Genomic DNA, 12,430 nt, shown 5'->3' on the forward strand with positions numbered 1-12,430 from the left:
ATTCATGAAGCGCCGTGGCACTTCTTGTACTTTTTCTCGCTTCCGCACGGGCAGGGATCGTTGCGACCGATCTCTTTGAGTGGGTTGCGAACAGGGGTAGCTGGACCATGATTGCAATGCGGCCCATGAACATGGTGATGATGGCCGTGATCGTGGTCATGATTGCAGTCAGTGCCGTGGACGTGGGGTTGCTGGTTCATTGATTACTCCGGTAAAAAATTGTTCGGGACGATCTCGCCGCTGCGCGATATATAGACGCTGCGGCCAAACATCAAGCCGGTCTTCACTTCGCCAACGAGACGATAATGAACGGGCTTGTCGGTCCGTTTGATCAGTTTGACGATGTCTTTGACGTACCGCCACATATTGGTCTGCACGGGGAGGGTAAACTCCGTGCTGCCAGAGGCTGGGATCGTGAAGTTACGCCCCGTTTCGCCTTCGGCAAGGGGAACATCTTCCAGGTAGATCGCATACGTCATGCCACGAATGGGCAGATCGATATCGTTGGGGTTGTCCACCTTGAAGTGCAACAGGAATTCCTGTCCCCATAATTTGGCTTTGAGCAGGTCTACCTGGGTCAGCTGTATTTCAGGGTCTTCATAATCCCTGGAGAACCACGTACAGCCACTGATTCCAAACAGGATCAGGATGCCTAGCGAGAGACCTAGGACTCTCCTGTTGAATGCCCGAAAAAACATGTGACGACTCCATAACGAAGGGCAGCGGTTACAGCGCGTCGGCGCATTGAAAAATAGCTCGGTCCGATTGTTGCACAGGCGTGCCTGGCATAAGCTGGACCTTACCCAAACGCGAGCCATGCTCATTTTATTCTGAAGTCGGCAAGTGCCTGGGCCATTATGTTGTACTTATACAGGTTGAAAAACGGGCTAGCCGCTCCTCAGGCGGTAAGCAATCTACAGAACTTATAGCCCTCAAGCTAGACAGGATGATGAACATGAGCCTTTTCGAGATCGCCTTTTCCGGTGAGGTAGTGACAGGTGCTGACGAAGCGCAAGTACGTGCCAATCTGGCTCGGTTGTTCCAGGCGGACGAGAAGCGTATCGCTCAGCTGTTTTCCGGGCGCCGCGTCATTATCAAGAATAGACTGGATGCAGCCGCTGCTGAAAAATATCGGGCTGCGCTGACCCATGCCGGTGCCAGGGTTGAAGTCGTGTCAATGGCGATTGCCGAAGAGATCGACCTTGCACCAGCTCCAGTCAATGCCGAAAAGGCGGAGTCGGGCGCATCGTCTGTAGCACGTCGCGTCTCCGTCGCACCGCGCGATGAGGTCATGGCAGCGTTCGTCAATGTGGATGCTCCGGACTTTGGCTTGGCACCGGTTGGAGCGGATCTGCAGGACCAGAAGGCCGAGGTCGCTCCGCCCCAGGTTGATCTGGGCAAGCTCACACTGGCACCGGTAGGAAGCGACATGGGCGAGGAAAGGCCACAGACAGCCGTCCAGGTGCCCGATACGTCTCATCTCAAACTGGTGTAGCGGCTCTACTCATGGCAGGAAAGGGCCGCAACATTTCTTGAATTTGGTTGTGCTGCCACATGGGCAGGGGGCGTTGCGGCCTGCCGTCATGGGCACGGTCGGATCCAGGAAATACCAGCGCCCCTGCTGTTGAACAAACGCCGAGCGCTCACGGTGGGCATGGTCACCCTGCGCATCGTGCCAGCGGGCCACAAAGATGACCCAGGCGTGCTCAGGCACGCCTCCCAGAGGCTCATGGCTTTCAACCTCAAGCCCAAGCCAGGTGCTCTGGGCACTCCAGGCGCTTATGGCTGCCCTGTCCAGTCCTGCCTGTTGTGCAGGCAAGGTCGTCTCGATCAGGTAGTCGATCAACCCCAGCACATAGGCGCTGTAACGCGAGCGCATCAGCGCCTCCGCTGTAGGGGCTGAGGCACCTGAATGATAGCGGCCGCAGCAGTTGTCGAGTAGCTCGTCGCTGCCGCATGGGCAAGGAGCAGATGCCATCGTTACCACCAATATTTTCCAAAGAGTTCAGGATGGGCCCAAAAGCGGGCGTTCAGCCAGTCCGGTACCTGCTTGTAATCATGCAGATCATACGTGAACAACGTCAGGGTTTGCTGATCACGCTGAAAGCGCTCGCTCTGTTGCATGGCCAGGGCATAGAAGTCCCTGGGCTGCCATTGGCTGGCGGCCAGATCGACCAGGACAGCCAGCCGACTGGCGTTGAGGTTGCGGATTCCGCCCAGTAGTTGCTGACCTTCACGTACGGACAGGTGTTCCAGACAGTCAGCCAGGATAGCCAGGTCATAGCGTTGGTGGGATACCGGTTCCTGTAATGATCCGGCAGGGGACTGCGTCAACTCGCAGTCAGGGTGAGCTGCCTTGAAAGCCTGCACGGCAGGTATCTCGCTGGCACTGACCATCAGCAGGCGAGTAGGGGTGTAGTGATCTAATAGCGCGGCCAAGGCCTGTTGCGGAGTACGTGACGATAATGTCGCGGTCATGTGGAACCTCGGCGGTTGTTGTGGAGACTAATCAAGCGGCACTGTCAAGATCAGGCCTGTACCGCCAGTCTGACGGAGCGGAGAAATCGATGTCCAATTCCTTTTTCGAGGTCGCTTTTTCTAGTCCTTAATAGGAGACAACAATGACGATTATAAGGACCGCTTTACCCCTCATTCTGGTGGGCAGTGTTTTAACAGGTTGCGCTGGTGTAAAGAAAACGGACTGGCCTGCGTGTGCCGCCATTGGTGGTGCCACGGGTGCGGCCGTCGGCGCCATTGAAAGCAGTAGCTATGCTGGGTGGGGCGGGCTGGTTGCCGGCGCCACGGCGGGGGCTTACTGCTATGTTCATGGGCAGGGCGAAGAGCAGGTAGCTGCTGTCGAACCGGTAGCGCCTGCGCCGGCTCCCACGCCTGCACCCGAGCCGCTTCCTCGCCAAGAGACCATTGTTGTACGTGATCTGCACTTTGCCTTCGATTCGGCCGAAATCAGCCCGGCGGACCGTGCGCAGCTCGATACCGTGGCCTCCCGGTTAAGAAACGAAGCGTCCACGACACGGCTGACAATTAACGGACATACTGACAGCAAGGGTACTGAAAAGTACAACCAGCGCCTGTCTGAGCGTCGTGCAGCAGCCGTGCGTAATTACCTGGTTCAGTCGGGCGTTCCGGCGGCCAGTATCGTCTCTGTCCAAGGGCTTGGGGAAAGCCAGCCCGTGGCTACCAACGAAACGGCAGAAGGTCGTGCTACCAACCGGCGCGTAGAGATCTTAGTCGAGCGTCAGTGATTTCTTGTACCCAAGGACCTCAAAAGGGTCCTTGGGTATCTGTCGGGTACGTGAAGTTAAAGGTCAATCTTAACGCTGAACGAGACGCCGCTATTCGTTTCGCCACGCTGATGATTAAATTGGTCCTGATGGAACAGGCTGACACCAAAGCCGGTACGCTTTCCCAGTTTTCCCCGGTAGCTCAACTCGATATCAGTCTGGCTGCCCTGTGGCTCCAGGTTAACCACGCTACGGTTATACAACACGCTACCTTGATCTGTTCGACCAATAGGCGTGTCCAGGGAGGCACGTGCACTATGAACGCGCAGAGGCTTCGTAATGCTAAGGCCGAGCGCATCTTCTGCATTGAAGACACCTGTCTTTATGACGGACCCACCATAAGCCCGGCTTGGCAGGTTATCTATAGAGCGGAACAGAGACGTGTCGCTTGCCTCGAGATGTGTCACAGCTTCTGTCAGGTGTACCTGTGTCTGTACTGAAGGAAAAGGTTTCATCGTCACACTAAGACCGGTTGCTACCGTATGGGCGGCTTTGCCCAACGCTAGCGCCCCCGTTGAAGGGCCACCGAGCGTCATGTCTTTCTCGTCCAGAACGGTTTGCGTGATTGCTACTTCGACGCGCTTGCTGGGTGCATAAGCAAGGCGTGCAGCTATCAGCGTACCTTGGGCTTTGGCTGTCAGAGTCGAGTCGGATAGCTCACTGAAGCCTACTGAAAAGGCAAGGGTGTCAGTTAGTGTGAGACGAGTAAGGCCAAATACGTCCTCCTTAGCTAATCCTGATAAAGGCAGCTCAGCTGCCGAGCGCTCTGTTAGAAAAAGGGGGGCAGTAGTCGTACCAAGGAAGGCTTCACTGAAGGAAAACCCTTTACCAATGCTGAGGGACAAGTCTTTCGTCTGGCCATCCAGGCGCCAGGCGGGCATCTGCGAGAGACGCTTGTCTTCTGCGGTATCTTCAAGAGGCGAAGTAAGGTTTTGTTCGCCTCTCAATGCAGGAGTGCTGAGGCTTGTCAGCGTCAGGCTGGAAGTCAAGCGCTGTGAAATGACATCTGGTTGAGATATGTCAACCATACGCGCCAAGTGGCGAGATAAATCAAGCGCCAGTGTACGGTTATGACTCCATTGTGAAGCATCGACCTGAAAGTCGCGGCCTACTTCATCAAAGACTACAGCATCGCGCATGGCTGACCGTAAAACGCGGCTACTTCCCATTGCACTTGGCATAATCAGCCGCGTCGAGTTAGCTGGAACACTATTACTCGTGACAGTAGCACCCGTTGCAATTCGTGTTTGACCGACAGGCGCCATGGCGCGGTCAACGCGTATAAGACCCCAGCCGTATACGGAGTCAACGCCTTTTGCGCCTAAGTCCTCCGCAGACCTAAATAAAATATCGACCGTTTGCGCTGGAGTTAGGAAAGGCCACTTCGATAAGAGAAGTGCCGCTGCACCTGATACATGAGGCGCTGCCATGGACGTACCAGCCATGCTTAAATAGCTGTTATTAGGACCGGTGGAATAAATCCATTTGCCGCCGGGGGCCATCAAAAAGCGATACTTGAACTTATCAGCTTCCTGGCATCGATAGGTGGTAAAACAGGATTCGCCAGGGATATTGGAGAAGGCCGAGCGGGCCTTGTTGCTATCCACGCTACCAACAATGACCAGGTTAGCCAGCGGAGCGCTTTGCAAAGACCAATGTTCATTCTTTAGGACCGCACCATTATTGCCTGCTGCCAGTACGGCTACTGTCTGATGGCGATAAGTGCTAATGGCGCTCAACGTCTCGGGATAGGCCAGGTCACCTGCAGTCGTAGGGCCATAGCTCATGTTAGTAACGCGCGCGCCGTCAGCTATGACCCGAGCCATGGCATTGGATGTAGACAAGCCGGCGACCCAGCCGCGGTTATCAAATACAGCTACATTGGACAGCGAGGCACGTGGCGCTACACCCATAGTGCCTTTGCCGTTCATGGCGGCTCCAATGATTCCTGCAACATGCGATCCGTGATTATCAAAAGATGTGTATTGTCCGTTCGGGCTGAGCCAGCTGCGATTAAGTCGGCCACTAAATTCCAGATGATTATAGTCAGCCAAGCCATCTAATACGCCCACGCGTACACCTTGCCCTAGAGGCTGGTTAGTGTAAAAAGTAGGCGCTAGGCCGATTAGCTTTAAATTCCAGCTAAGCTCGTTGGCCTCTGAAAGGGGGCTCAGCAAAGCCAAAGGGGCTAGGCAGGTAAGCGAGAGTTTTTTTCTTTTCACGGTAGAACCACCAGACAAAGGATAAGCACTACGAGGATCTGTTTGTATGGCGGCCTCTCGCTCGTGACCTTAAGCCTGACGACGTTAATTTCCGACCATTGGAAGAAACAGGACACAGACGGAAGGAAGCTATATAAATGCTTTGACGGCCTTGATCTCCATTAGGTAGTAGAATCAACATCACGTTAGTTTTTATGTTGAATACAAAGCATGTCCTCAGCCCTGATGATTATCGGTAAATTTCTTTCTCTTTTATTCTGGCTCGTTGTCATAACTAACGTGTTCCAGCCTTTTGCCTTTCCGTTCGAGGCTTTACTGAATCTTGCTGGAGTCGTGCTGGTTTGCTTGCACGTTTTGGAGGTGCTCATGCTCAACCGGCAACTCCGTCAAAGTTCATATCCGTGGCGTAATCGTTTATGGATAGTGCTATTTGGTGTATTTCACTGGTATCGCCTACCAACACGATCAGCTCCAGGCCACTGAATAGCCGAGCTAAAACAACTATGGGTTGAAGGAGCAGACTCGGTCCAGTTGTTGGGCCTGCTCTTCCATAGCCAATAGCCTCAGTTTTCTATCATGTGATTTGCCATGGTTTGAAAACAACGTTTGTATCTTTAGGAAAAATCAAGGCTTTTTAGGTTTAACCGCTTCAGATCAGGGAGGTCGGCACCGAAAAGTCTTTATTGCTAGTGATATAATCAGTACGTCGGCAAAAGTGCATTACGATTAGCCGCTTTCCCAAACTACTGATATTTTATACAGTATTGCTGATAGGGTCACCTGCCGGTGGCGCCTGCTGGAAGCGTATGACGCTTCCCTGTCGAGGAACCCCATGCTTAGTGCCGAACTCAAGTCCCAGATTCAGGGGGCTTATACCCGCTTTCTCGAAGCCAAGTCGCTCAAGCCGCGCTATGGTCAGCGGCTGATGATTGCCGAGACGGCCAAAGGGCTCGGTGCGATCAAGCAGGATGACGAAGGGCGTCGCGTTGGCGATCCTGCCGTCGTGGCTGTGGAAGCCGGAACCGGTACCGGCAAGACCGTTGCCTATAGTCTCGCCGCCATTCCTGCGGCCAAGGCGGCCGGCAAGCGTCTGGTCATTGCGACAGCAACAGTGGCTCTGCAGGAGCAGATCGTCAACAAGGACCTTCCGGATATCCTGCGTAACAGTGGTCTGTCGTTCAATTTTGCCCTGGCAAAGGGGCGAGGGCGCTACCTGTGTCTGTCGCGCCTGGATCTCATGTTGCAGGAAAGCGAAGCCCAGAATACGACCGCTCAGCTGTTTGCGGATGATGGCTTTACGATCGACGTCGATGAGGCTGGTCAGAAGCTGTTTACGAAGATGATCGAGCGCTTGGCCAGTAATCGCTGGGACGGTGACCGTGACAGCTGGCCAGAAGCCATTGATGACCAACACTGGTCACGAATAACCACTGACCATACGCAGTGCACCAATCGGCACTGCCCGAATTTTCAGCAGTGCGCCTTTTTCCGTGCCCGTGAAGGCATGACCAAGGTAGACGTGATCGTTACCAACCATGATCTTGTACTGGCTGACCTTGCGCTCGGTGGCGGGGCTATTCTGCCCGACCCGCGCGATACTATTTATGTGTTTGACGAAGGCCATCACCTGCCGGACAAGGCGATCAATCACTTCGCTCACTTTACCCGCCTGCGCTCCACGGCCGAGTGGCTGGAGCAAATTGCCAAGAATCTGACCAAGCTGCTGGCTCAACATCCCTTGCCGGGCGAGCTGGGACGGCTGGTTGAGCAAGTACCCGAACTGGCGAGACAGATTCGTACCCAGCAGCAGTTCATGTTTACAGCCTGTGAGCAGCTGGCCGAGTTTCGCGCCGGCGAAGACATGGAGGGACGTGATCGGCCTCGCCATCGGTTCGTTGGTGGCCTCGTCCCAGCGGATTTAAGGGAAATGGGGACTGAGCTCAAAAAGGGCTTTGCCCAGCTGTCCGACCTGTTCACTCGTCTTACGGACCTCTTGAAAGAGGCCATGGACGGGGAGAAAAGCATTGGCATTGCAAGCTATCAGGCTGAGGAATGGTATCCGCTGTTTGGCAGCCTGCTGGCTCGGTCCCAGGGTAATTGGGAGCTGTGGACGGCCTTTACGCTGGAAGATCCGACCGACTCACCACCCATGGCGCGCTGGCTGACATTGGTAGAGTCCGGTGCATTCCATGATATCGAGGTCAATGCTAGTCCCATTCTGGCTGCGGAAACGCTACGCCGTACGCTATGGAATGTGGCTTATGGCGCGCTGGTAACTTCCGCCACATTGACGGCGCTGGGGACATTCGACCGTTTTCGGATGCGGGCAGGCCTGCCTCAAAGCGCCAACACGGCAATTGTGCCCAGTCCCTTCAAATATGCCGAGGCAGGGTTATTGCGCGTACCCAATCTGCAGGCGGATCCGAGAGACTCTGCGGCCCATACGGCGGCTATCGTACGAGAGCTACCCGATATGCTGGAAGGGGCCAAGGGGGCATTGGTGCTGTTTTCTTCCCGGCGGCAGATGCAGGATGTCTTCGATGGGCTGGAGCGTGACTGGCGCCGCCGTGTACTGATCCAGGGCAACCTGTCCAAGCAGGAGACGCTCAATAAGCACCGCTCCCGTGTGGATGATGGCGAGCCCAGCGTATTGTTCGGTCTGGCCAGCTTTGCCGAAGGGGTCGACCTGCCCGGGGCTTATTGTGAGCACGTCGTGATTGCCAAGATTCCCTTTGCGGTGCCGGATGATCCTGTCGAGGCTGCTTTGGCCGAATGGATCGAGGCACGGGGTGGCAATCCGTTCATGGAAATCGCTGTGCCCGATGCCTCGCTGCGCCTGATCCAGGCTTGTGGACGTCTCCTGCGCACCGAGTCGGATAGCGGCACGATCAGCCTGCTGGATCGTCGTGTCGTTACGCAGCGTTATGGCAAGGCCATCCTGAGCACCTTACCGCCGTTCCGGCTGGAAGTGCAGTAGTAGAGGTCTCTTCTCGTCAGTGTGAGAGACTTGAATATGACCACGATGAGGAGACAGCTGTGCAGATCCAAGGTTATTTCGATCTGGCCTTTGAAGCCGTCAGGGACCGCTTCAGTGCTCTGTTCGACGAGCCGGGGCGAGGCGTGCATACCCGCGGTGCAGCCCTGTGCGTTCAGGTGGACGGCGAAACCGTTCTGGATCTCTGGGCAGGCACGGCGGACAAGGATGCGCAGAGCGGGTGGCAGACGGACACGATACTGAATCTATTTTCCTGCACCAAAGCCTTTACTGCCGTGGCCGCCATGCAGTTGGTTCAAGAGGGCAGGCTTGAACTGGATAAACCAGTACAACACTACTGGCCGGAATTTGCGGCTGCAGGCAAGGGCGCCATTACGGTGCGCCAGTTACTGTGCCATCAGGCAGGACTGGCTGCCTTGCGTGCTCCATTGCCTGCCAGTGCGCTGTATGACTGGGACACCATGACGGCTGCCCTTGCCGCCGAAACGCCTTGGTGGACGCCAGGCGAGAGCCACGGCTATTCACCGATGACCTATGGCTGGCTGATGGGAGAACTGATTCGCCGCATTGATGGCCGCTCACCAGGAGAAGCTATTGTTGCCCGAACGGGCAAGCCGCTTGGGCTGGATTTTCATATCGGTCTGCCCGAGAGCGAAGAGCATCGGGTTGCGCATATTGCTCGAGGCAAGGGCGACATGGGTGATGCTGCCGCCCAGCGTCTCTTGAAGACCACCATGACCGACCCCCAAGCCTTGAGTACCCGTGCTTTTGCCAACCCGCCGGGCATTCTGACCAGCACCAATAAACCGGAGTGGCGCCGTTTCGAGCAGCCTGCCGCCAACGGTCATGGCAATGCGCGCTCACTGGCAGGGTTTTATGCGGGGCTGCTCGACGGTCGATTGCTGGACCAGACGGTCTTGCAGCACATGCTCACGGAACATAGTCGGGGTGACGACAGGACGCTAATGGCCTCGACACGCTTCGGCCTGGGATTCATGCTGGACCAGCCTGACCACGCCAACGCAACCTATGGCCTGGGCGTGCAGGCCTTTGGTCATCCAGGGGCGGGTGGGTCTATCGGGTTCGCCGACCCTGAGCGCAGGGTAGCATTTGGTTTCGCCACCAACACATTGGGACCTTATATTCTCATGGACCCGCGAGCTCAGCAGCTGGCAGAAGCCGTTGGGCAATGCCTCTGACATCAGGATAGGATGGATTGACCGGCAGGGGTGGCCGGTCAATCCGCTATGCACTTCAACTTATCAGTCGTTCACGGCCTTGAGTGTGGGTGTTGTGGGTGCAAGATCCGCCTGGGTCTTTTGTAGCGCTGACGCCAGATCGGCCGTCACTTGCGCAGATGCAGGGCGATAGGCCAGAAAATAGGCCAACCCTACAAAGCCGGCGCCACCCACAGCATTACCCAGGAAAACCGCTACCAGGTTGGGCAGACATTGGGCCCAGGTAGCCTGGCCTGCAAAGATAGCGGCTGGAATGATAAACATGTTGGCAACCACATGCTGAAAACCGATGGCAACAAAGGCCATGACGGGAAACCACATGCCCACGACTTTACCTACCACATCCTTGCTGGCAAACGCGATCCAGACGCCCAGACAGACGAGCCAGTTGCATCCGATACCGGAGACGAAGGCGTGAAGGAAGTCGGCGTTCATCTTTGCCTGCGCAATGGCAACGGTCTTGCCCAGGAATGCACCCTCGGTGAGACCCAGCATATGACCGAAGAAGTACGCGACAGCCAGGCTGCCGACAAAGTTGGCAAGCGTGACCCATAGCCAGTTGCGAATCACCCCCATCGTGCTGATACCGCCTGCAAAACGTGCCAGAGGAAGCAGCAGCATATTGCCCGTCAGTAACTCACCGCCTGCCAGCACGGTCATGATCAGGCCGACCGGGAAAACCGCTGCGCCAACGAAGCCTGCAAACGAGCCCCATTCGGCGGGCATGGTGCCAATAACGTGAATATCGAGAAGAAAACCAGTCGCAATGAACGCGCCGGCCATAACGCCAAGAATGAATAGGGTAGGAATGGAAAGCCGATTTTTGGCAATACCAGCCTGTATCGCCAGTGTTGCGATTTCTTTAGGTGTATTTATAGACATGAGTGTACGCAAGGGAGGACAAATTGACGCGCCCAGCGTAGTGATGGCCAATGGCAATTTCAATAGCGAGCTATCTATCGTTTGATAAGCACCGTCTATGACATGATACCCTTGCCGCCCTCGTTCACCTGACCGTTTCGCCACTGAGTCTACTCAACCGCTTGTCGGTTGATACAAAAGGATAACATGCACCCCTTGCGAAATAATCAGTTAAAGACACAATCTAAGAAACCACTTTAACTTTGCCTGTCGGTGCCGATTCGGCGGGCTTGCGCCTGATGGGATAAAAACGCATGAAGCTGCTCAAGACTACTACTGTCGTTCTCTGCATGAGCATTTCCGCCTGCAGTTATTTTCACAAGGAAAGCGACGTTGCCACTGCCAAGGAGCCAGTCCCCCAGGCGAAGGTAGAAACGCAAAAGACCGAAACCCAGGCGAAAGCGGACGGCGGACATTGGTGGTGGCCGTTTGGCAAGAGCGACAAGACTGTAACCGAGGCAAAGGCTCAAGCGAAAGCCCAAGAGATAACAGTCAGCAAGGACTGGCTGGATCAGCATGAAAAAACGATCCGCGAAGCCATCGCCGGTAGCAAGATGCAAATGGAGCGCCGAGAGGACGGATTACTGCTGATCGCCAACGTTGACGACTCCTTCAACCCTGATCGTGCTGAGATGCTTCTGCCATCCATGCTCGGCCCGCTGGGCCGTACCGCCAAGCTGGTATTCAAGGATGACCAGAGCGCCGTCATTGTGCTGGGACACACGGATAGCACTGGTTCCAAGGCGGTTAATGACCAGCTCAGTCTCGGCCGCGCCAAGGCGGTAGCCTCCATCTTTCGTCTGAGCGGGCTTAATGGCAATCGTCTGGTCGTTCGTGGTCTGAGCGATACCCAGCCGCGTGCAGCAAACGACAATGCTGAAGGGCGCGCTCAGAACCGTCGTGTCGAGGTCCTTATCCAGCCACGTACAGTGGTATTGGCCTCTCTGCAAAGCAAGCGCTGAGTCAGTAAAGGCATCCGGAACCGTTTGGTTTCGGATGCCAATTCGCCATATACCTGGCATGAGTCAAGCAACCTGGCGCATGACTGGGTAAGCTGTAAGTTCCATTCCCAATCAGGAGCTTGCCATGACCCAGACGCTGGCTGACATGCGTCGTGATTACACCCGCGACGGATTGACCGAAGCGCAGGCGCCCGCCGAGCCATTTGCCTTATTTGGCCAATGGTTTGAGGATGCTGTTAAAACCGAGCAGCCCCCTGTAGAAGCCAATGCCATGGTACTGGCAACGGTTGATGCCGAGCAGCAACCCCATTGTCGTGTACTTCTACTCAAGGGCGTAGACGCCAAGGGGTTTGTGTTTTACACCAATTACGAAAGTGCCAAGGGGCAGCAGCTCGCTGGGCAGCCCAGGGCCGCCATGACCTTTTTCTGGCCCACACTTGAGCGTCAGGTGCGAATCGAGGGTGTGGTCGAGCGCGTAAGTCCTGAAGAGTCCGACGCGTACTACCGTGTCCGTCCGTTGGGTAGTCGGTTGGGCGCCTGGGCTTCGCCGCAGAGCCAGGTGCTGGGCGGTCGGGAAGAACTTGAGACGAAAGTGGCTGAAGTGCAGGCACGCTTTGCCCATGAGGAGCCACCGCGCCCGCCACATTGGGGAGGCTATCGGCTGATTCCCGAGCGGGTCGAGTTCTGGCAGGGCCGCTCCAGCCGTTTGCATGATCGGCTCGATTACCGCCGTGAAGGAGAGGGCTGGAAGCGCCAGCGTTTGGCTCCTTAAATCGTGTTCATGTAAAGG

General features: G+C 55.8%; 13 protein-coding genes. 7 read left to right on the forward strand and 6 right to left on the reverse strand.

Annotation, left to right across the window (positions count from 1 at the left end; genetic code table 11):
- Positions 1 to 2 precede the first annotated feature (2 nt).
- Positions 3 to 200, reverse strand: a complete 198-nt coding sequence (locus tag JQR86_RS06865) for an SEC-C metal-binding domain-containing protein (RefSeq protein WP_434154568.1) — start codon at positions 198 to 200, stop codon at positions 3 to 5.
- 3 nt (positions 201 to 203) lie between these two features.
- Positions 204 to 698, reverse strand: coding sequence for an LEA type 2 family protein (locus JQR86_RS06870; protein WP_010794979.1), 495 nt, complete (start codon positions 696 to 698; stop codon positions 204 to 206).
- A gap of 257 nt (positions 699 to 955) precedes the next feature.
- On the opposite strand from JQR86_RS06870, the gene JQR86_RS06875 reads away from it, so the two are divergent.
- Positions 956 to 1,495, forward strand: a complete 540-nt coding sequence (locus JQR86_RS06875) for a hypothetical protein (RefSeq protein WP_074823783.1) — start codon at positions 956 to 958, stop codon at positions 1,493 to 1,495.
- A gap of 9 nt (positions 1,496 to 1,504) precedes the next feature.
- On the opposite strand, the gene JQR86_RS06880 is transcribed toward JQR86_RS06875, so the two are convergent.
- Both JQR86_RS06880 and JQR86_RS06885 read right to left on the reverse strand, forming a co-directional pair.
- Positions 1,505 to 1,978, reverse strand: a complete 474-nt coding sequence (locus JQR86_RS06880; RefSeq protein ID WP_434154570.1) for a YchJ family protein — start codon at positions 1,976 to 1,978, stop codon at positions 1,505 to 1,507.
- A 2-nt stretch (positions 1,979 to 1,980) separates the two neighbouring features.
- Complete coding sequence (locus JQR86_RS06885) at positions 1,981 to 2,478, reverse strand: DUF6231 family protein (RefSeq protein WP_010794976.1); 498 nt, start codon at positions 2,476 to 2,478, stop codon at positions 1,981 to 1,983.
- A gap of 143 nt (positions 2,479 to 2,621) precedes the next feature.
- Between JQR86_RS06885 and JQR86_RS06890 the strand changes: the two genes are divergently transcribed.
- Positions 2,622 to 3,263: an OmpA family protein gene (locus tag JQR86_RS06890; RefSeq protein ID WP_434154572.1), complete on the forward strand. Its 642-nt coding sequence runs from the start codon at positions 2,622 to 2,624 to the stop codon at positions 3,261 to 3,263.
- Positions 3,264 to 3,319: 56 nt separating this feature from the next.
- Here JQR86_RS06890 and JQR86_RS06895 read toward each other — a convergent pair whose 3' ends face one another.
- The gene (locus JQR86_RS06895; RefSeq protein WP_434154574.1) at positions 3,320 to 5,524 is read right to left on the reverse strand and encodes a S8 family peptidase; all 2,205 of its coding nucleotides are present in this window, start codon (positions 5,522 to 5,524) and stop codon (positions 3,320 to 3,322) included.
- A 225-nt stretch (positions 5,525 to 5,749) separates the two neighbouring features.
- On the opposite strand from JQR86_RS06895, the gene JQR86_RS06900 reads away from it, so the two are divergent.
- From JQR86_RS06900 to JQR86_RS06910, 3 genes are all read left to right on the forward strand, one after another.
- Positions 5,750 to 6,007 (forward strand): DUF1145 domain-containing protein, encoded by a 258-nt coding sequence (locus tag JQR86_RS06900; RefSeq protein ID WP_434154850.1) that lies wholly within the window; start codon positions 5,750 to 5,752, stop codon positions 6,005 to 6,007.
- Between the two features lie 349 nt (positions 6,008 to 6,356).
- A complete protein-coding gene (gene dinG, locus JQR86_RS06905; RefSeq protein WP_074823795.1) occupies positions 6,357 to 8,501 on the forward strand; it encodes an ATP-dependent DNA helicase DinG in 2,145 nt (714 codons plus the stop codon).
- 59 nt (positions 8,502 to 8,560) lie between these two features.
- Complete coding sequence (locus JQR86_RS06910) at positions 8,561 to 9,718, forward strand: serine hydrolase domain-containing protein (RefSeq protein ID WP_434154575.1); 1,158 nt, start codon at positions 8,561 to 8,563, stop codon at positions 9,716 to 9,718.
- 63 nt (positions 9,719 to 9,781) lie between these two features.
- Here the strand turns inward: JQR86_RS06910 and JQR86_RS06915 are convergent, their stop codons facing one another.
- Positions 9,782 to 10,639, reverse strand: a complete 858-nt coding sequence (locus tag JQR86_RS06915) for a formate/nitrite transporter family protein (RefSeq protein WP_434154577.1) — start codon at positions 10,637 to 10,639, stop codon at positions 9,782 to 9,784.
- Positions 10,640 to 10,932: 293 nt separating this feature from the next.
- On the opposite strand from JQR86_RS06915, the gene JQR86_RS06920 reads away from it, so the two are divergent.
- Both JQR86_RS06920 and pdxH read left to right on the forward strand, forming a co-directional pair.
- Positions 10,933 to 11,640: an OmpA family protein gene (locus tag JQR86_RS06920; RefSeq protein WP_434154578.1), complete on the forward strand. Its 708-nt coding sequence runs from the start codon at positions 10,933 to 10,935 to the stop codon at positions 11,638 to 11,640.
- A gap of 124 nt (positions 11,641 to 11,764) precedes the next feature.
- Positions 11,765 to 12,412, forward strand: a complete 648-nt coding sequence (pdxH, locus tag JQR86_RS06925; RefSeq protein ID WP_074823803.1) for a pyridoxamine 5'-phosphate oxidase — start codon at positions 11,765 to 11,767, stop codon at positions 12,410 to 12,412.
- Positions 12,413 to 12,430 lie beyond the last annotated feature (18 nt).

The organism is Pseudomonas sp. JZ134, assembly GCF_051027695.1.
Taxonomy (GTDB): domain Bacteria; phylum Pseudomonadota; class Gammaproteobacteria; order Pseudomonadales; family Pseudomonadaceae; genus Chryseomonas; species Chryseomonas luteola.

Bases quoted from the DNA above. Each gene is read 5' to 3' on its own strand.
- JQR86_RS06880 (WP_434154570.1), bottom strand. From the start codon at position 1,978: ATGGCATCTGCTCCTTGCCCATGCGGCAGCGACGAGCTACTCGACAAC.
- JQR86_RS06870 (WP_010794979.1), bottom strand. From the start codon at position 698: ATGTTTTTTCGGGCATTCAACAGGAGAGTCCTAGGTCTCTCGCTAGGC.
- dinG (WP_074823795.1), top strand. From the start codon at position 6,357: ATGCTTAGTGCCGAACTCAAGTCCCAGATTCAGGGGGCTTATACCCGC.
- JQR86_RS06915 (WP_434154577.1), bottom strand. From the start codon at position 10,639: ATGTCTATAAATACACCTAAAGAAATCGCAACACTGGCGATACAGGCT.
- JQR86_RS06865 (WP_434154568.1), bottom strand. From the start codon at position 200: ATGAACCAGCAACCCCACGTCCACGGCACTGACTGCAATCATGACCAC.
- JQR86_RS06885 (WP_010794976.1), bottom strand. From the start codon at position 2,478: ATGACCGCGACATTATCGTCACGTACTCCGCAACAGGCCTTGGCCGCG.
- JQR86_RS06890 (WP_434154572.1), top strand. From the start codon at position 2,622: ATGACGATTATAAGGACCGCTTTACCCCTCATTCTGGTGGGCAGTGTT.
- JQR86_RS06920 (WP_434154578.1), top strand. From the start codon at position 10,933: ATGAAGCTGCTCAAGACTACTACTGTCGTTCTCTGCATGAGCATTTCC.
- JQR86_RS06875 (WP_074823783.1), top strand. From the start codon at position 956: ATGAGCCTTTTCGAGATCGCCTTTTCCGGTGAGGTAGTGACAGGTGCT.
- JQR86_RS06900 (WP_434154850.1), top strand. From the start codon at position 5,750: ATGATTATCGGTAAATTTCTTTCTCTTTTATTCTGGCTCGTTGTCATA.
- pdxH (WP_074823803.1), top strand. From the start codon at position 11,765: ATGACCCAGACGCTGGCTGACATGCGTCGTGATTACACCCGCGACGGA.